This is a genomic window from Mycobacterium sp. B14F4 (assembly GCF_039871645.1).
Lineage (GTDB): Bacteria > Actinomycetota > Actinomycetes > Mycobacteriales > Mycobacteriaceae > Mycobacterium.
On the sequence record NZ_JBDPMF010000004.1, the window covers coordinates 159,949 to 176,448 of the forward strand.

At 69.3% G+C, this 16,500-nt stretch carries 13 protein-coding genes and 3 pseudogenes; 13 read left to right on the forward strand and 3 right to left on the reverse strand.

The genetic code is table 11. The features are described 5' to 3' along the window. Window positions 1-3 precede the first annotated feature (3 nt). From ABGB19_RS13110 to ABGB19_RS13130, 5 genes and pseudogenes are all read left to right on the forward strand, one after another. Window positions 4-171: pseudogene (locus tag ABGB19_RS13110) on the forward strand (glycine betaine ABC transporter substrate-binding protein); the annotation flags it as partial. A gap of 89 nt (window positions 172-260) precedes the next feature. Then, entirely contained in the window at window positions 261-1,706 is a 1,446-nt protein-coding gene (locus ABGB19_RS13115; protein WP_347686393.1) for an NAD(P)/FAD-dependent oxidoreductase, read from the forward strand. A gap of 329 nt (window positions 1,707-2,035) precedes the next feature. After that, window positions 2,036-5,614 carry a cobaltochelatase subunit CobN gene (cobN, locus tag ABGB19_RS13120; RefSeq protein WP_347686394.1) on the forward strand — a complete coding sequence of 1,193 codons (3,579 nt, stop codon included), beginning with the start codon at window positions 2,036-2,038 and terminating at the stop codon, window positions 5,612-5,614. A gap of 54 nt (window positions 5,615-5,668) precedes the next feature. Next, a complete protein-coding gene (locus ABGB19_RS13125) occupies window positions 5,669-6,049 on the forward strand; it encodes a PPOX class F420-dependent oxidoreductase (protein ID WP_347686395.1) in 381 nt (126 codons plus the stop codon). Between the two features lie 2 nt (window positions 6,050-6,051). Then, a complete protein-coding gene (locus ABGB19_RS13130; protein ID WP_347686725.1) occupies window positions 6,052-6,441 on the forward strand; it encodes a PPOX class F420-dependent oxidoreductase in 390 nt (129 codons plus the stop codon). Here ABGB19_RS13130 and ABGB19_RS13135 read toward each other — a convergent pair. Next, window positions 6,438-7,139 carry a dienelactone hydrolase family protein gene (locus ABGB19_RS13135; protein ID WP_347686396.1) on the reverse strand — a complete coding sequence of 234 codons (702 nt, stop codon included), beginning with the start codon at window positions 7,137-7,139 and terminating at the stop codon, window positions 6,438-6,440. The two genes, ABGB19_RS13130 and ABGB19_RS13135, sit on opposite strands and share 4 nt — an antisense overlap. Window positions 7,140-7,187: 48 nt before the next feature. On the opposite strand from ABGB19_RS13135, the gene ABGB19_RS13140 reads away from it, so the two are divergent. The 4 genes and pseudogenes from ABGB19_RS13140 to ABGB19_RS13155 form a co-directional block, all read left to right on the forward strand. Next, window positions 7,188-7,685 carry an FxsA family protein gene (locus ABGB19_RS13140; protein ID WP_347686397.1) on the forward strand — a complete coding sequence of 166 codons (498 nt, stop codon included), beginning with the start codon at window positions 7,188-7,190 and terminating at the stop codon, window positions 7,683-7,685. Beyond that, window positions 7,686-9,273, forward strand: a pseudogene (locus ABGB19_RS13145) (amidohydrolase). Next, window positions 9,266-10,927: an apolipoprotein N-acyltransferase gene (lnt, locus tag ABGB19_RS13150; RefSeq protein ID WP_347686398.1), complete on the forward strand. Its 1,662-nt coding sequence runs from the start codon at window positions 9,266-9,268 to the stop codon at window positions 10,925-10,927. Before ABGB19_RS13145 ends, lnt begins: the two are co-directional and overlap by 8 nt. Continuing rightward, window positions 10,915-11,676: pseudogene (locus ABGB19_RS13155) on the forward strand (polyprenol monophosphomannose synthase); the annotation flags it as partial. The gene lnt and the pseudogene ABGB19_RS13155, both read left to right, overlap by 13 nt. A gap of 33 nt (window positions 11,677-11,709) precedes the next feature. Here ABGB19_RS13155 and ABGB19_RS13160 read toward each other — a convergent pair. After that, window positions 11,710-12,045, reverse strand: coding sequence for an RNA polymerase-binding protein RbpA (locus ABGB19_RS13160; RefSeq protein WP_347686399.1), 336 nt, complete (start codon window positions 12,043-12,045; stop codon window positions 11,710-11,712). Window positions 12,046-12,165: 120 nt separating this feature from the next. Here ABGB19_RS13160 and ABGB19_RS13165 point away from each other — a divergent pair, with 120 nt between their 5' ends. Further along, on the forward strand, window positions 12,166-12,495 hold the full coding sequence (locus tag ABGB19_RS13165; protein WP_347686400.1) for a hypothetical protein: 330 nt from the start codon (window positions 12,166-12,168) through the stop codon (window positions 12,493-12,495). A 57-nt stretch (window positions 12,496-12,552) separates the two neighbouring features. Continuing rightward, a complete protein-coding gene (locus ABGB19_RS13170) occupies window positions 12,553-13,809 on the forward strand; it encodes an alpha/beta fold hydrolase (RefSeq protein WP_347686401.1) in 1,257 nt (418 codons plus the stop codon). 3 nt (window positions 13,810-13,812) lie between these two features. On the opposite strand, the gene ABGB19_RS13175 is transcribed toward ABGB19_RS13170, so the two are convergent. Beyond that, window positions 13,813-14,856, reverse strand: coding sequence for a methyltransferase (locus ABGB19_RS13175; protein ID WP_347686726.1), 1,044 nt, complete (start codon window positions 14,854-14,856; stop codon window positions 13,813-13,815). A gap of 151 nt (window positions 14,857-15,007) precedes the next feature. Between ABGB19_RS13175 and ABGB19_RS13180 the strand changes: the two genes are divergently transcribed. Next, window positions 15,008-15,715, forward strand: coding sequence for a hypothetical protein (locus tag ABGB19_RS13180; protein ID WP_347686402.1), 708 nt, complete (start codon window positions 15,008-15,010; stop codon window positions 15,713-15,715). 189 nt (window positions 15,716-15,904) lie between these two features. Continuing rightward, entirely contained in the window at window positions 15,905-16,486 is a 582-nt protein-coding gene (locus ABGB19_RS13185; RefSeq protein ID WP_347686403.1) for a hypothetical protein, read from the forward strand. Window positions 16,487-16,500 lie beyond the last annotated feature (14 nt).

Sequence of the window (16,500 nt, forward strand, 5' to 3'; positions counted from 1 at the left end):
GCCTTCTTCGAAGCGCATCCGCAGATAGCCGAGGTGACCGCGCCGGTGACGGCGGCGCTGACCAACGACGCGATCATCGAGCTGAACAAGCAGGTGGACGTCGAGGGCCGTGATCCCAGCGTGGTTGCCCGCGACTGGATGGTGAAGATGGGGTTCGTCACCGGGGGCTAGCCCCGAATCGGCGAACACGTCAATCAAGCCCGCTGCGCGGCGTACGGTTTCGCCAAGGCGAGGGGGTTGCCGTGGCTCAGGAGCGCACCGTGACAGTAGCCATCATCGGCGCCGGTATGTCGGGCCTGTGCATGGCGGCCAAGCTGCAGGACGCCGGCATCGACACGTTCACCGTCTTCGAGGCGGCCGACGACGTCGGCGGGACCTGGCGCGACAACACCTATCCGGGTCTGAGCTGCGACGTACCGTCCCGGTTCTACTCGTACTCGTTTCGTCCGAACCCCGACTGGTCGCACGTGTACTCGCCCGGCCCGGAGATCCACGATTACTTCCGGCAAGTGGCCGACGAGCGGGGACTCCGGGCGCATATCAAGTTCGGTACCGAAGTCACCGCGGCGCGGTACGAGCACGGCCGCTGGTGGGTGACGACGAGTCTGGGCACCGAGCCCTTCGACGTCGTCGTCACCGCGACGGGCGTGCTGCGGATACCCCGGTACCCGGACATCCCCGGAGCCGAGACGTTCGCGGGACCGAGCTTTCACTCGGCCCGCTGGGATCATTCGGTTCGTCTGCAGGACAAGCGGATCGGGCTGATCGGGACCGGCTCGACGGGTGTGCAGATCACCGCAGAGCTCGGCGGGAAGGTGCGTGGGCTCACGGTTTTCCAGCGCACGGCGCAGTGGGTGCTGCCGATGCCGAACCCGCGGTATGCCCGGCGCACCGGCGCTGTGATGCGGCGCTTCCCCCGTCTCAACCGGATGGCTTATCGATTCTGGCAGGCCTTCTTCGAGCGAGGACTGGCCCGCGCGGTGATCGAACCCTGCTGGCAACGCCGCTTGGTGTCGGCGATCTGCCGCTGGAATCTGCGGCTCTCGGTGCGCGATCCCGAACTGCGCGGCCGGCTGACCCCCGACTACCACCCGATGTGCAAGCGGCTGGCCATGTCCGCGCGCTTCTACCGGGGCATCCAACAGCCCGGCGTCGAGTTGGTCACCGACGCGATCGACCACATCGAGCCCAGCGGTGTCGTCACGGCGGACGGGACATTGCACGAGCTGGATCTCCTCGTGTTCGCAACGGGTTTCGACACCCACGCCTATGTTCGCCCAGTCGAACTCGTCGGCGCGAACGGGCTCACGCTGGAGCAGGCCTGGTTCGACGGGCCGCAGGCCTACCGCTCGGTGGCGGTTCCGGGCTTCCCGAACCTGTTCATGCTGATCGGTCCGCACTCGCCGGTCGGCAACCAGTCGCTGGTGATGATCGCCGAGACCCAGGCGGATTTCGTGATGTGGTGGATCGGCCAGATGCGCGACGGCAGGGTGCTCGCCACCATGCCGACCGAAGAAGCGACGAAGGCCTACAACGAACGCATGAAAGCGGCCATGCCGCAAACCGTTTGGATGACCGGGTGCAGGAGCTGGTATCTGGGACAGGACGGGTTCCCGGAATTGTTCCCCTGGAAGCCCGTTCGCCACCGGGAACTGCTTGCCACGCCGGAGCCGGCCGATTTCGAGGTTCAGACCGCTCGGGTGTGACCATCGCCACATCGACGTGGGTAGTGATCCGTGCCACACAAGATCCCCTATTCGGGGCGTTTCGGTCGTACGTTCCTCCTAACTGCACGCGTGTGCAGTAAGCGAGTTACGGAAGGAACAACGATGTTCGAACTCGTCATTTTCGGTGTCCTGCTCGTCGTGCTGATTGCCGCGCTCGGCCTGCCCTACCCGCAGAGCACGTACGGCCGCTGGAACCGGCGCTGACCTCGCGCGCCGCGACCGTGCGCCAAGTGCTGAGATCTCGCGGCGTGTCGTGTGCAGACGCACGGTCGCGGAACGGGGTGCGGGGCGTGGGGTAGGAATGGTGGGTGGCTCAGCCCAGCACCCCCACCGTCTTGTTGCTGTCGACGTCCGACACCGACCTGATCACCGCCCGCTCCAGCGGAGCGGCCTACCGGTGGGCGAACCCGTCGCGGCTGGTCGACGGTGAACTCACCGAGTTGCTGGCCGGGGCCGACATCGCCGTGGTGCGCATTCTCGGCGGCTATCGCGCCTGGGACGAGGGCATCGACGCGGTCGTCGCCAGCGGTGTGCCGACGGTGGTGGTCAGCGGTGAGCAGGCGCCGGACGCCGATCTGATGGGGCATTCGACCACCCCGGCCGGCGTCGCGCTGCAGGCGCACGTCTACCTGGCGCAGGGCGGCGTGGCCAACCTGCGCCAACTGCACGCGTTCCTGTCCGACACGCTGCTGATGACGGGGTTCGGCTTCGGCCCGCCGGAGTCGACGCCGAACTGGGGCGTCGGGCAGCGCAGCGGCCACGGGGACGGCCCGACCGTGGCGGTGCTGTACTACCGCGCCCAGCACCTGGCGGGCAACACCGCCTACGTGGACGCGCTGTGCGACGCCATCGAGAACGCGGGCGGCCGCGCCCTGCCGGTCTACTGTGCGTCTCTGCGGACCGCCGACGTCGAACTGCTCGACCTGCTCGGCACCGCCGACGCGCTGGTGACCACCGTGCTGGCCGCAGGCGGTGCCACCCCGGCCACCGTCTCGGCGGGCGGCAACGACGACGGCTGGAACGTGGCCCACCTGGCCGCGCTGGACGTCCCGATCCTGCAGGGCCTGTGCCTGACGAGTTCGCGCGCGCAGTGGGCGGCCAACGACGACGGGCTGTCCCCGCTCGACGTCGCCACCCAGGTCGCCGTTCCCGAGTTCGACGGCCGAATCATCACCGTGCCCTTCTCGTTCAAGGAGATCGACGACGAGGGGCTGATCTCTTACGTCCCGGACCCGGAGCGGTGCGCGCGTGTCGCGGGGCTGGCGGTGCGGCATGCCCGCCTGCGCGGCATCGCCGCCGAGCGCAAGCGGGTCGCCGTGGTGTTCTCGGCCTACCCGACCAAGCACGCCCGCATCGGCAACGCCGTCGGGCTGGACACCCCGGCGAGCGCGGTCAGGCTGCTGCACGCCATGCGCGAGCACGGGTACCGCGTCGACGACGTCCCGGGCCTGGAAGCCGGCGATGGTGACGCGCTGATCCACGCGCTGATCGAGCAAGGCGGTCAGGACGCCGACTGGCTCACCTCCGGACAGCTCGAAGGCAATCCGATTCGCTTGTCCGCCAAAGACTATCGCGCATGGTTCGCCACCCTGCCCGCCGAGTTGACCGACGCGATCGTCGAACACTGGGGCCCACCGCCCGGCGACCTGTTCGTCGATCGCAGCGCCGACCCCGACGGCGAGATCGTGATCGCCGCGCTGCAGGCGGGCAACGTCGTATTGATGGTGCAGCCGCCGCGCGGATTCGGCGAGAACCCCGTTGCGATCTACCACGATCCGGACCTGCCGCCCAGCCACCATTATCTGGCCGCGTACCACTGGGTCGACGAGAAGTTCGGCGCGGACGCCGTCGTGCACCTCGGCAAGCACGGCAACCTGGAGTGGCTGCCGGGCAAGACGCTGGGCATGTCGGCGGCGTGCGGATCGGACGCCGCGCTGGGCGACCTGCCGCTGATCTACCCGTTCCTGGTCAACGACCCGGGGGAGGGCACGCAGGCCAAGCGCCGTGCGCACGCCACCCTCGTCGACCACCTGATCCCGCCGATGGCCCGTGCCGAGAGCTACGGCGACATCGCGCGGTTGGAGCAACTGCTCGACGAGCACGCGACCGTCTCGGCGCTGGACCCGGGCAAGCTGCCCGCGATCCGCCAGCAGATCTGGACCCTGATGCGGGCCGCGAAGATGGACCACGATCTCGGGCTCGACGAACGCCCCGAGGAGGACTCGTTCGACGACATGCTGCTGCACGTCGACGGCTGGCTGTGCGAGATCAAGGACGTCCAGATCCGCGACGGGCTGCACATCCTCGGCGAGAAGCCCACGGACGAGGACGAACTCGACCTCGTGCTGGCGGTGCTGCGGGCCCGCCAACTGTTCGGCGGCGAGCAGTCGGTGCCGGGCCTGCGCCAGGCGCTCGGGCTGGCGGAGGACGGTAGCGACGACCGCGCCGCCGTCGACGCCGCGGAGGGGCAGGCGCGCGCACTCGTCGGGGCGCTGCAGGATTCGGGGTGGGACCCAGCCGCCGTCGATGCGCTGACCGGCAACGCCGACGTCGCCGCCGTGCTGCGGTTCGCCGCCACCGAGGTGGTGCCCAGGCTGGCGGGCACCGCCGACGAGATCCCGCAGATTCTGCGCGCGCTCGACGGCCGGTTCATCACCGCAGGCCCGTCGGGGTCACCGCTGCGCGGTCTGGTCAACGTGCTGCCCACCGGTCGCAACTTCTACTCCGTCGACCCCAAGGCCGTGCCGTCGCGACTGGCGTGGGAAACCGGTGTGGCGATGGCCGATTCGCTGCTGGCCCGCTACCGCGACGACTACGGCGACTGGCCGCGGTCGGTCGGTCTCTCGGTGTGGGGCACGTCGGCCATGCGCACCTCCGGCGACGACATCGCCGAGGTGCTCGCGCTGCTGGGCGTGCGGCCGGTGTGGGACGAGGCGTCGCGGCGCGTCGTCGACCTCGAGCCCATCGCCCTGACCGACCTCGGCAGGCCGCGCATCGACGTCACGGTGCGCATCTCGGGCTTCTTCCGCGACGCGTTCCCGCACGTCGTCACCATGCTCGACGACGCCGTCACACTCGTCGCGGGCCTCGACGAAGCCGACGAGGACAACTACGTGCGCGCTCACGCCCAGGCCGACCTCGCCGACCACGGCGACCAACGGCGCGCCACCACAAGGATTTTCGGCTCCAAACCGGGCACCTACGGCGCGGGCCTGCTGCAGTTGATCGACAGCCGTAACTGGCGCGACGACGCCGACCTCGCCGAGGTGTACACGGCCTGGGGCGGGTTCGCCTACGGGCGCGGCCTCGACGGGGCCGCCGCCAGCGCCGACATGAGCCGGCAGTACCGCCGGATCGCCGTCGCGGCCAAGAACACCGACACCCGCGAACACGACATCGCCGACTCCGACGACTACTTCCAGTACCACGGCGGCATGGTCGCGACGGTGCGCGCGCTGACCGGGCAGTCGCCCGCGGCCTACATCGGCGACAACACCCGCCCCGACGCCGTGCGCACGCGCACGCTGTCCGAGGAGACCACCCGCGTGTTCCGCGCCCGGGTGGTCAACCCGCGGTGGATCACCGCGATGCGCAGGCACGGCTACAAGGGTGCGTTCGAGATGGCCGCGACGGTGGACTACCTGTTCGGTTACGACGCGACCGCGGGGGTGATGGCCGACTGGATGTACGAGCGGTTGTCGGCCGAGTACGTGCTCGACGAGGAGAACCGCAAGTTCATGGCCGAGTCCAACCCGTGGGCGTTGCACGGCATGGCCGAGCGGTTGCTGGAGGCCGCCGACCGCGGCATGTGGGCCGCACCGGAGAAAGCCACGCTCGACGGCCTGCGGCAGGTGCTGCTGGAGACCGAGGGCGACCTAGAGGGCTGACCCGGTGTCGATGCAAGGTCGATGCAGCCGGGTGTCAGCCGCTAAGTTGGTGGCGTGCCTGTCACCTTCGCCGACGTCGCGAAATCCGAGTACGTCCTGTTGACCACGTTCACCAAGGACGGCAGGCCCAAGCCGACACCGATCTGGGCGGTGCCCAGGGGCGACGGCCTGGTGGCCATCACGCAGGAGAAGTCGTGGAAGGTCAAGCGGATCCGCAACACGCCGCGGGTGACCATCGCGGTCTGCGACCGGCGCGGCAACGCCAAGGGTGAGCCGGTGGAGGCCGTCGCCGCGGTGCTCGACAAGTCGGCCAACGGCGCCACCTACGACGCGATCGGTAAGCGCTACGGCCTGCTGGGCAAGACGTTCAACTTCTTCTCGAAGCTGCGCGGCGGCATGGACAACAACGTGACCCTCGAGATCAAGGCGGTATGACGGTGTCACCGACGTTCAAAGACGTCTACGGCGAGAAGTACCTGCTGCTCACCACGTTCACCAAGGACGGACGGCCCAAGCCGACCCCCGTCTGGGGTGTGCCCGACGGCGACAAGCTGGTCATCATCACCGACGACGGGTCGTGGAAGACCAAGCGCATCAACAACACCCCGCGGGTCACGATCCAGAAGTGCGGGGTGCTCGGCAAGCCGAAGGGCGAACCGGTCGAGGCCGTCGCGCGCAATCTGCCCAAGTCCGAGACCCGCCGGGTCTTCGAGATGGTGACCAGGCGCTACTGGTGGCACGCGTGGTGGTGGATCCCGCAGGCGCTGGTACGCGGCGGCATCGACAAGGTGCATTCGGCCATCGAGGTGACGGCGGCGTCCGCCTAATCCGCAGCGGCCAGGTGCTCGCCGAAGAACGAGAACACGCGCTTCCACGCGTCGTCGGCGGCGGCCTCGTTGTAGCCGAAGCCGGTGATCCGGAGCAGCGGTTGGCCCGGCAGCTTGTTGGCGAAGCTGTGCCCGGCGTCCGGATAGGTCTTGATGTCCGCCGCGATGCCCTTGGCCTCGACCACATTGCGCAGTTTGTCGGCGGCGCCGATCCCGATCGGGTCGCGGCGGCCGAAGCTGGCGACGATCGGGCACGCGCCGTCGAGCGTCTCGGACAGTGACCGGGGCAGCGGCGTGCCGTAGAACGGCGCCGATGCGCCGAAACCCTTGGGCGACATGACCAATGCGAACTGCCCGCCCATGCAGAAGCCCGCGATACCGACCGCGCCGGTGCACTCCGGCATGGCCAACACGTGATCGCGGGCGGCCATGATGTCGTCGAGGGCGCGGCCGCGTTTGGTGAGCAGTTCCCGGAACACGCGTCTGATGCAGCGGGCCCGCCCGCCGCGTGAGTACAGGTTCGGCGAGATCGCGATGAAGCCGGCCGCGGCGACGCGCGCCGATATCGCCTCGTTGTCCGGCGCGTACCCGATCGCGTCGTGCACCACCACCACCGCAGGAAAGGGGCCGGCTCCGTCCGGGATGCCGAGCAACGCGTCGATGGGGCCGTCGGGGGTGTCGATCTGGATTCTCGCCACGTGGTCAATCTACGGAACCCAGCGGGGCGGCCCGAACGTTTAGCCCGTATGGCGATGCGGCTGTTCCTGCTCTACGTGGTCACCGAGCTCGCGGTCGTCGTGGCGCTGGCCTCGACGATCGGACTGGGCTGGACGCTGCTCGCGGTGCTGGGGACCTTCGTGGTCGGGCTGGCGCTGGCCGGATCGCAGATCAAGCGGCACATCCGCCGATTGCGGTCGGGTCTGACCGCCTCGAGCGTGCACGGTGCGGCCACCGACAGCGTGCTGGTGGCACTCGGCACGGTGCTCGTCGTGATCCCGGGGCTGGCCAGCTCCGTGGCGGGCGCGTTGTTGCTGTTGCCGCCGACCCGGGCGGCGGCCCGGCCGCTGGTCACGGCGCTGGCCGCGCGGCGGATGCCGCTGATCACGGCCGGTGTCGCGGGCTTCGGCGCGGCCAGGACCCGCCGCGACTACATCGACGGCGAGGTCGTCGACGTGGTCGACGTCGACCAGCCGGCCTTGGAGCGCACGGCCCGCGCCGATGAGGGGCATGAGAACCTCCCGTAGGTGACGACGCTTCTGCTCAACGGGCGCATCCACAGCCCGGCCATGCCCGACGCCACCGCACTCGCGGTGCGGGACGGCATCGTCGCGTGGTTGGGCAACGACGACGTCGGCCGCGCGCAGTACCCGGACGCGCAGATCACCGACCTCGGCGGCGCGTTCGTCGCCCCCGCCTTCGTCGACAGCCACCTCCACCTGACCGGCACCGGGCTCACCATCGCCGGGCTGGACCTGCGGCCGGCCACCTCGCTGCGGCACTGTCTTGACCTGCTCGCCGAGCACGTCCGCGCGCATCCCGAGGAGCCGGTGTGGGGCCATGGCTGGGACGAGTCCGACTGGCCCGAACGCACCCCGCCCAGCACCGACGACCTCGACGCCGTGGTGGGCGACCGGCCCGCTTACCTGGCGCGCGTCGACGTGCACTCGGCGGCCGCGTCGAGCGTGCTGCGCCGGCTGGCGCCCGAGTTGCCCGGGGCCGCGGGCTACCAGCCGCAGCTACCGCTGACCGCCGCCGCGCACCACCTGGTGCGGGCCGCCGCCCGCGACCGGCTGACCGCCGACCAACGCCACCGCGCCCGGACGGCCGCCCTGGACGCCGCGGCGGGCATGGGCATCGTCGCGGTCTGCGAATGCGCCGGACCCGACATCGGCGGGCTCGGCGACTGGGACGAGATCCGCGCCATCGACCACGGCGTCGAGGTCGTCGGTTACTGGGGAGAGCCCGTCGCCGACGCCGACCAGGCGCGGGCGCTGATCGAGCGGACCGGCGCCCGCGGCCTGGCCGGTGACCTCTTCGTCGACGGGGCGCTGGGCTCGCGCACGGCCTGGCTGTATCGGCCGTACGCCGACGCGCCGGAGTGTGTCGGCAACAGCTACCTCGACGGCGAGGCGATCGGCGGCCCACCTGCGGGCCTGCACCCAGGCCGGCGTCGCGGCCGGCTTCCACGTCATCGGCGATGCGGCGGTCAGCGCGGTCGTCGACGCGCTCGCCGGCGTCGTCGAGACGTTCGGCGCGCCCGCGGTCGCCCGCTGCGGCCACCGGCTCGAGCACCTCGAGATGATCACCGAGGACCAGGCGCGCCTGCTGGGCGCCTGGGGCGTGTTCGCCAGCATGCAACCGAACTTCGACGCGCGGTGGGGCGGCGAGACCGGCATGTACGCCCAGCGCCTCGGCGCCGAACGCGCCAAATCGTTGAACCCCTTCGCGCTGTTAGCATCCCATGGCGTGCCACTCGCCTTCGGCTCCGACAGCCCGGTCACCGGGATGAACCCGTGGGCGACCGTGCGCGCGGCGGCCCGGCACCGGACGCCCGGCAGCGCCATCTCGCCGCGTGCGGCGTTCGCGGCGCTCACCCGCGGCGCCTGGCGGGCGGCGGGCGTGCGCGACGGCGTGGCGGGCACCCTGGTACCCGGCGCGCCCGCGTCGTACGCCGTCTGGGAGGTCGACGAGCTGGAGGTCAGCGCCCCAGCCGATGCGGTGCAACGATGGTCGACCGACCAGCGTTCGCGCGTGCCCGCGCTGCCGCGCCTCGACGGTGCGCCGCCTCGGTGCAGGCAGACGGTCCATCGGGGTGTCGCCATCCATGGGTGAGTCTCCCGTCGACGACGACACCGCGGCGCCCGGCCGGTCGGCGCGGTCGCGACAGGCCGTGGTGGCCCGGTTACCGCAACTCGGGGTTGCCATCCTCGCCGGGGTGGTGCTGTGCCTGAGCTTCCCGCCGTTCGGCTGGTCGTATCTGGCGTTCGTCGCGTTCGCGTTGCTGGTGTGGGTGCTGACACGCGAAACCACAACCGTTGCAGGGGGATTCGGATACGGCTTTCTCTTCGGTGCGGCGTTCTACCTGCCGCTGCTGCCGTGGGTGGGGTCGTTCGTCGGGCCCGTGCCGTGGATCGGCTTGGCGTTGGTCGAGGCGCTGTTCCCGGCGTTGTTCGCCGCCGCGGCGGTAATCGTCCGGCGGCTGCCGGGGTGGCCACTGTGGTTCGCGGGCCTGTGGTCGGTGCAGGAGTGGCTGAAGGCGACCGTGCCGTTCGGCGGCTTCCCCTGGGGCAACGTCGCGTTCAGCCAGACCGAGGGAGCGTTGCGGTCCATCACGCAAATCGGTGGCGCGCCGCTGCTGTCCTTCGCGGTGGCGTTGGTCGGGTTCAGTGCGGCGGCAATCGTTTTCGAGGTCGTGCAATGGTGGCGGGGCGACGCCGAGGAGAACTCCGCACCGCCCGCGGTGGTGCTGCCGGGCGTGTGCATCGCTGCGGTGCTGCTCGTCACCGCGCTGACGTGGCCGCATGTCCGCCAGTCCGGAGTCGGCGCCGGCGACGACCAGTCGATCACCGTGGCCGTCGTGCAGGGCAACGTGCCGCGACTGGGCCTGGACTTCAACGCCCAACGACGGGCCGTGCTCGACAACCACGTGAACGAGACGATGCGGCTGGCCCAGGACGTCCGCGCGGGCCGGGCGTCGCAACCGAGGTTCGTCATCTGGCCGGAGAACTCGTCGGACATCGATCCGCTGGACAACCCGGATGCCCGCGAACTGATCTCGTCGGCGGCGACGGCCATCAACGCGCCGATCCTGGTCGGCGGCGTAGTGGCCGCACCGGGCAACAGCCCGCAGAACCCCGTGTCGACGAACTCGGTGATCGTGTGGAACCCGGGCAGCGGCCCGGCCGATCGCCACGACAAGCAGATCGTGCAGCCGTTCGGCGAATATCTGCCGTGGCGCAGCTTCTTCAGCCATCTGTCGCCGTATGCGGAGCGGGCGGGCTACTTCATGCCGGGCGACGGCACCGGGGTGGTGCAGGCGGCGGGTGTGCCGGTCGGCGTCACCACATGCTGGGAGGTGATCTTCGACCGGGCGCCCCGCGAATCGGTCCGCAACGGGGCGCAACTGCTCACCGTGCCCGCGAACAACGCCACGTTCACCGAGGCGATGAGCGAACAGCAGCTCGCGTTCGCCCGACTGCGCGCCGTCGAGCACGACCGGTACGTGGTCGTGGCGGGGACGACGGGGATCAGCGCCGTCATCGCCCCCGACGGCCGTGAACTGGCCCGCACCGCGTTCTTCGAGCCCGCCTACCTCGACGGCGCGGTGCGGCTGAAGACCCAGCTCACCGTCGCGACGCGGTTCGGTCCGCTCGTCGAGGGACTGCTGATCATTCTCGGCATCGGGAGTGTGACCGCCGCAATACTGCACAATGGGACCTTTGTGCGTCGTCGAACCGGCGGCGACAAAGACAGAGGAGCTACATGACCACGGGCCACGGGCCGGGAGAACGCCCAAGCCAGCGCACGCTGGTCATCATCCCCACCTACAACGAGCGGGAGAACCTGCCGTTGATCGTCGGACGCGTCCAGCAGGCGCGTCCGGACGTGCACATCCTGGTCGTCGACGACGGCAGCCCCGACGGAACGGGCCAGTTGGCCGACGAACTGGCCCTCGCCGACCCGGACCGCGTGCACGTGATGCACCGCACCGCCAAGGGCGGCCTGGGCGCCGCGTACCTGGCGGGTTTCGCGTGGGGGCTGGGCCGCGAGTACTCCGTGCTGGTCGAGATGGACGCCGACGGCAGCCACCCGCCCGAACAGCTCTACCGCCTGCTCGACGCGGTCGACGGCGGCGCCGACCTGGTGATCGGCTCGCGGTATGTGGACGGGGGAGAGGTTCGCAACTGGCCGCGCCGGCGCATGGTGCTGTCCCGCACGGCCAACGGCTACTCGCGGATCCTGCTCGGCGTGAACATCCACGACATCACCGCCGGTTACCGCGCCTACCGGCGCGAGGTGCTCGAGAAGATCGACCTGACCGCGGTCGACTCGAAGGGCTACTGCTTCCAGATCGATCTGACCTGGCGCACCATCAACGACGGGTTCGTCGTCGTCGAGGTGCCGATCACCTTCACCGAGCGTGAGTTCGGCCAGTCCAAGATGAGCGGCTCCAACATCCGCGAGGCCCTGTTCAAGGTGGCGGAGTGGGGGATCCGCGGGCGGCTGGATCGCGCCCGCGGAGCCGGCGTCACGCGCTGAGCCGCAAGATCAGCCGCGACGGCGGGCCTTGATGATGTCGAGGCGCTCCTTGAGCAGTTCGTCGAGCTCCTCGACCGAGCGGCGCTCCAGCAGCATGTCCCAGTGGGTGCGTGGCGGCTTGGTCTTCTTCGGCTCGGGCGCGTCGCCCTCGATCAGGGTGCCTTCCATGCCGTTGCGGCACAGCCAGGCGTGGGGGATCTCGGCGTCGTCGGCGAACGGGACGTCGAACTCCTCACCGTTGTCGGTGCGGTAGCGGGCGACCTGACGCGGCGCCAAGTCGTGGTTGCGGTCCGTCTCGTAGCTCACGGCTCCGAGGCGACTACCCCTCAAGACACGATCAGCCATCGTCAACACTCCTCGATTGATTTGGTCTGCGATAAACAACGCAGCAACACGCCGCACAGTTCCCGACTCGACCGTTGATGATACCGGGAATCGCGGGTCCCTCGGTTTACAGTCACGTCCGTGGCGCGCCGACTTCGTCCCCAGTCCTGCCGGTGGTGCGGCCGCGAAGTCGCCGATGTGGGGCTGGGCAGGCGCCGCCAGTACTGCAGGCAATCCTGCCGCCAGCGCGCCTACGAACAACGCTCCCAGATCCGGGGCACCACCGTCGCCCCTGATGCGGTGGTGCTCAGCGCCGAGGAGGCCGCCGAGCTCTCCGACCGCGTCTACCAGGTCAGATGCGCCGCCGAGGACGTCGCGACCGCGGTGGACGAGGGCGCCGCACCCGACGAGTTGCGGGTTCTGTGCGATGCGCTGATGAGGGCGGCCAAGGCCGCCGACGGATGGAGATGATTTCGAACCCTCGCGGGCGCTGACTCGTCGTTACGATGACCAGCAACAACCTGCGCGATGGGACCGTCCGTGACCCTCTCCACCCCAGAGTCTTCTGCCTTCAGGCCCGCGACCGGCGTCTGGCGCTTCGACTCGTTCGTGCTGGACACCCAGCGTTACGAACTGCGGTCCGGACGCGACGTGATCCGCGTCGAGCCACAGGTGTTCGACGTGCTGACCCAGTTGGTCAGCAACCACCAGCGGTTCGTCTCCAAGGAGGAGTTGTTCGACTCCGTGTGGGGTGGCCGCTTCGTCGGTGAGGCCGCCTTGACGAGCCGCATCAAGGCGGCGCGTCGGGCGCTCGGCGACGACGGGGAGTCCCAGCGCTACATCCGCACCGTGCGCGGCCGCGGCTACCAGTTCGTCGGCACCGTGCTCGACGGCACGCAGCCCGAGGCGCCCGCCGAACCGGCGGAGCCCGCCGAACCGCCGCCGCCCCGCCAGCACATCGCCTTCTGCCGTGCCGCCGACAATGTGCGGCTCGCCTACGCGGTCGCCGGCGACGGCCCGCCGCTGGTGCGTGCGGCGAACTGGATGACCCATCTCGGCTACGACATCGAAAGCCCGGTGTGGCGGCACTGGGTCCGCGACCTGTCCGCCAAGTACCGTTTCATCCGCTACGACGAACGCGGCTGCGGCCTGTCCGATTGGGACGCTACGGACTTCACGTTCGAGGACTGGGTCACCGATCTGGAGTCGGTGGTGGAGGCGCTCGGGCTGGAGCGCTTCCCTCTGCTCGGTGTCTCACAGGGCGGTGCGGTCGCCATGGCCTACGCCGCTCGGCACCCGGAGCGGGTCAGCCACCTGGTGCTCTGCGGGGCGTACGCCCGCGGGCGCGCGGTGCGAGCGGTCGGCGACGACGAAAAGCGCGCCGCTGCACTGGATCTGGAGCTGGCCCGGGTGGGTTGGGGCCGCGACGACCCGGCCTTCCGGCAGGTGTTCGCCGCGCAGTTCCTGCCCGACGGCACTCGGGCCGACTGGGCCGCGTTCGACCAATTGCAGCGCCGCACCACCTCGCCGGAGAACGCCGTGCGGTTCCTCGAGGAGTTCGGCCGGATCGACGTTCGCGACCTGGCCCGCGAAGTGTCCTGCCCGACGCTGATCATGCATTCCCGCGACGACCATCGCGTCCCGATGCGGTTCGGCGAGGAACTGGCGTCGTTGATCGGTGATTCGCGGTTGGTGGCGCTGGCGAGCAAGAACCACCTGCTGACCGCGACCGAGCCGGCGTGGCAGGTGTTCTGCGCCGAACTCGACGCCTTTCTCGCGGTGTGACGACTATTTGATCCCCACCACCATCGCGTCGTGGCCGACGAGGTGTTCGACGTAGCTGTGTTTGAAACCCGCGTCGGCCATCCACTGACGACAGTCCGCGCCGGTGAAGTCGGAGCCGAGTCCTTCGATGAGCATGTTGAGGCTCATCAGCAGTCCGAATGCGTTCTCGCGCCGGTCATCGTCGATGAGCGCCTCATGCACGATGAGAGCACCCCCGCTCGGTAGCGCGTCGTACGCCTTGTCCAGCAGCATGCGCTTATCGTGCAAGTCCCAGTCGTGGAGGATGTGACCCATGATGAGAACGTCGGCGCTGGGTATCGGGTCGGCGAAGAAGTCACCGGCAGTGAAGCGCAGCCGTTCTGCGAGTCCGTTGCGGGCGACGTAATCGTCGAAGATGGGCTGCATGGCAGGCAGATCGAAGCCACCGCCGGTGAGGTGGGTGTGGGCAGTCGCAATCGCCACCGGAACGGCTCCCTGGGCGCACCCGATGTCGATCACACTGCTGTAGTCGTGCCATGCAAACTTGGCGGCGATCGCCTCACCCGAGGCTCGGCTGAGCCCGCTCATCGCGCCGGCAAACTGCTTCAGTCTCTCGGGGTCGGCGTAGAGCGTCTGGAAGAAGTTGCCTCCGGTCTTGACCTCGCTCTGCGGCTCACCGGTCCGCAGCGCCTCGGTCAGCGATCCCCAGAATCCGTATAGGCGTGCGTTGCACATCTCGAGCGTCCCGCCCATGTAGGTGGGTTTAGCCGGGTCGAGAAAGAGGTCGGTCTCGGCGGTGTTCGAGTACCGGCCGTCGTCACGGTGGAGCATGCCAAGGGCGACAAGGGCATCGAAGAAATCAAGTGCGCTGCGCGGGTGCAGGCCGAGTCGCTCGCGCAGGCCTTCCCCATCCAACGGTCCGACCTGGCTGAGGACCCCGAAGACTCCTAATTCGATGGCACTCAAAAAGGTTTTGGACCCCCAGAACGCCAATCCCAGTTGCATGATCGCGTCCGGCGTCAGTGTCTGCTGCTGCTCCGCTGCCGAAGGCGTGCTTGTTTTTCCCATCGTTTCCCCCTTTAGAACGTCATCCAGCAACACGCTAGCCCCGCACCGCGCAGGCCGATCCGGATCCGCCCATCTCGGCGCACTCCAGATCTCCACGCAATCTCCACACAATCTCCAAGTACTGCGGCGTCGCGCGATCCATGCTGATCACATGAAGAAACTCTCCCGCACCCTGCTCGTGGGCATCAGCGCGATATTCGCGCTCGGCACCCTGTCCGCCTGCTCCGGCGGCTCGTCCACCGAAGCCACGTCCCCCTCCGTCGCGCCGACCACCACGACGGCAAAAGCCACCACATTCCCGCAGTCGGCGCGCTACGTCGCCGACATGAAAGCGGCCGACGGCAAGACGATGACGATCGGCATCTCCGTCGAGGGCGCCGACGTGGCCGCCTACGCCTGCAACGGCACCACCGACGAGGCCTGGTTCTTCGGCAACCAGACCGACGGCAAGATCGATCTCAAGTCGCGGTTCCGCGACACTCTCGCCGCCGAATTCGACGGCACCGACGTCGAAGGCAACCTCATGATGGACGGCGTCGCCTACCAGTTCACCGCGGCCCCGGTGTCCGGCTCGGCGGGTATGTACACCGCCGAACTCGACGGCGAGCGTGCGTCCTGGGTGGTCCGCGAGGACGGCACCGCAATCGGTGTGCAGTTCCGCACCAGCAGCGTCGGCGACATCACGCAGTCGGAGATCCAGCAGTTGGCCGACGCCCAGTTCCGCGCCGAGGTCCGCAACAAGCGGCAGATCCAGCAGGCCCAGCAGATCACCCGGCTCTCCGACGGGCAGATGAGCTCGACGATCAACGGCAGGCAGGTGACGCCGACCCTGGTCACCGGAAGCTTCCGGCTCGGCTGAGAAACCGAATACCCCTGTCGCCCAACGGCCCTGCCGGCGCGTCTCGTCGCCCGGCAGGGCCGCCGTTTTCTCCGGTCGTCGCGCACTGGGCAGGCGCCGGAGCTCGGCGAGCAGACGCAGAGTCGTGCGACACGCCGTTGACATCCGCGACTTTGCGTCTGCCGGCGCGGGAACCGTCAAGCTTGCGCTGTGGGCGAATGGTTCGAGCGCAGCCCGGTCGTCGGCTTCGTGCCGTGGATCCTGTACTGGGTCGTCGCCGACGGGCCGAGCACATGGATGTTCGGCGCGGTGTGCGCGGTGCTCGCCGCGCTGATCCTCGGGATCTCGGCGGGATTCTCCGGTCCGCGCCTGCTCGATGTGGTGACGATCGTCTTCTTCACGGCGATCACGATCGCAGGCATGGTCGTCGGCGCCGAGGACCGCGACTGGATGGACACCCACGCCACCACGCTGTCGGCCGGCGTGCTGGCCGTGATGGCACTGGCGTCGCTGGCGTTCGTCCCGTTCACCCAGCAGTACGCGCCGGAGTCGGCGCCGCGCCAGGAGTGGGAGACGGCCGCGTTTCGGCGCACCAACCAGGTGCTGACGCTGATGTGGGCGTTGGTGTTCGCACTCATCGCGGTGCTGGGCTACGTCGCGGTCGCCGCGCCGTCCACTGTGCACTGGACCAAGGCGGTGATCCCGGTGGTGGTGATCGTCGGCGCGGCGGGGATGACGCACATCTACCCGGATCGCGCGCGCGCAGGCGTCCGCCCGCCCGAGGCGGCGTAGGGGGCAATCGCGCT

Bases quoted from the DNA above. Each gene is read 5' to 3' on its own strand.
- ABGB19_RS13140 (WP_347686397.1), top strand. From the start codon at position 7,188: ATGGCGATGCGGCTGTTCCTGCTCTACGTGGTCACCGAGCTCGCGGTC.
- lnt (WP_347686398.1), top strand. From the start codon at position 9,266: ATGGGTGAGTCTCCCGTCGACGACGACACCGCGGCGCCCGGCCGGTCG.
- ABGB19_RS13160 (WP_347686399.1), bottom strand. From the start codon at position 12,045: ATGGCTGATCGTGTCTTGAGGGGTAGTCGCCTCGGAGCCGTGAGCTAC.
- ABGB19_RS13170 (WP_347686401.1), top strand. From the start codon at position 12,553: ATGGGACCGTCCGTGACCCTCTCCACCCCAGAGTCTTCTGCCTTCAGG.
- ABGB19_RS13175 (WP_347686726.1), bottom strand. From the start codon at position 14,856: ATGGGAAAAACAAGCACGCCTTCGGCAGCGGAGCAGCAGCAGACACTG.
- ABGB19_RS13180 (WP_347686402.1), top strand. From the start codon at position 15,008: ATGAAGAAACTCTCCCGCACCCTGCTCGTGGGCATCAGCGCGATATTC.